This is a genomic window from Pseudomonas ceruminis (assembly GCF_021602025.1).
GTDB classification, from domain to species: domain Bacteria; phylum Pseudomonadota; class Gammaproteobacteria; order Pseudomonadales; family Pseudomonadaceae; genus Aquipseudomonas; species Aquipseudomonas ceruminis.
The window spans coordinates 1-1193 of record NZ_BQHW01000068.1 but is presented as its reverse complement, the minus strand read 5'-3'; the positions used below and the strand labels follow the sequence as shown (position 1 = coordinate 1193).

1 protein-coding gene is annotated in these 1193 nt (G+C 57.1%); it reads left to right on the top strand.

Features of this window, described 5'->3' with window-relative positions; all coding sequences use genetic code 11:
• The first annotated feature begins 64 nt into the window (after nt 1-64).
• Nucleotides 65-1045, top strand: a complete 981-nt coding sequence (locus L6D80_RS29815) for an IS5-like element IS1384 family transposase (protein WP_010466230.1) — start codon at nt 65-67, stop codon at nt 1043-1045.
• Nucleotides 1046-1193: the final 148 nt, after the last annotated feature.

Below are 1193 nucleotides of genomic sequence, written 5' to 3'. Positions count from 1 at the left end.
GGAAACTCTGAAAAAGACTTTCTGATTTGGCAAAATACCGCGACCCCACCCACCGAGTTTCCCGATGAAGCAGATGACCTTCGCCGACGCCGAGTACGCTGGCAAGCGCAAGCAAACCCGCAAGGAGTTGTTCCTGATCGAGATGGATCGGGTGGTGCCGTGGAAGGGCTTGATTGCTTTGATCGAGCCACATTATCCGAAAGGTGAAGGTGGCCGTCCGGCCTACCCGTTGATGGCGATGCTGCGTGTGCATCTGCTGCAGAACTGGTTCGGCTACAGCGATCCAGCGATGGAGGAAGCGCTGTACGAAACCACGATCCTGCGCCAGTTTGCCGGGCTGAACCTGGAGCGCATCCCCGACGAAACCACCATTCTCAACTTCCGCCGCTTGCTGGAGAAACACGAGCTGGCGGCCGGCATCCTCGCTGTCATCAATGGCTATCTGGGCGACCGCGGCCTGTCGCTGCGCCAGGGCACCATCGTCGATGCAACGCTGATCAATGCGCCCAGTTCGACCAAGAACAAGGACGGCAAGCGCGACCCGGAAATGCACCAGACCAAGAAGGGAAACCAGTATTATTTTGGCATGAAGGCCCACATCGGCGCCGATGACGAATCGGGTCTGGTGCACAGCGTAGTGGGCACGGCGGCCAATGTGGCGGATGTCACCCAGGTGGACAAATTGCTGCATGGCGACGAAAACGTGGTCTGCGCCGATGCAGGCTACACCGGTGTCGAAAAGCGGCCCGAGCATGAAGGACGTGAAGTTATCTGGCAGGTGGCGGCACGCCGCAGCACCTACAAAAAACTCGATAAGCGCAGCGTGCTGTACAAAGCCAAGCGCAAGATTGAAAAGGCCAAGGCTCAGGTGCGCGCCAAGGTCGAGCATCCGTTCCGGGTAATCAAGCGCCAGTTCGGTTACACCAAGGTGCGCTTTCGCGGCTTGGCCAAAAACACGGCGCAACTGGTGACACTGTTCGCTCTGTCGAACCTGTGGATGGCGCGCCGACATTTACTGACGAATGCAGGAGAGGTGCGCCTGTAATGCGGGAAATGGCCACCGGAGTGGGGTCCGGGTGGCGAAAACGTAAGAAATACTCGTCGAATTGATTGTTTTTTGATCATTTGGCGAGTTTAAAAGTTGCGCTAGGTGGTATGCCGGGGAAATACATGGCTACTTCAGACCATCCTTA

Excerpts from the sequence above, each read along its gene's own strand:
- L6D80_RS29815 (WP_010466230.1), top strand. The coding sequence starts at position 65 with ATGAAGCAGATGACCTTCGCCGACGCCGAGTACGCTGGCAAGCGCAAG.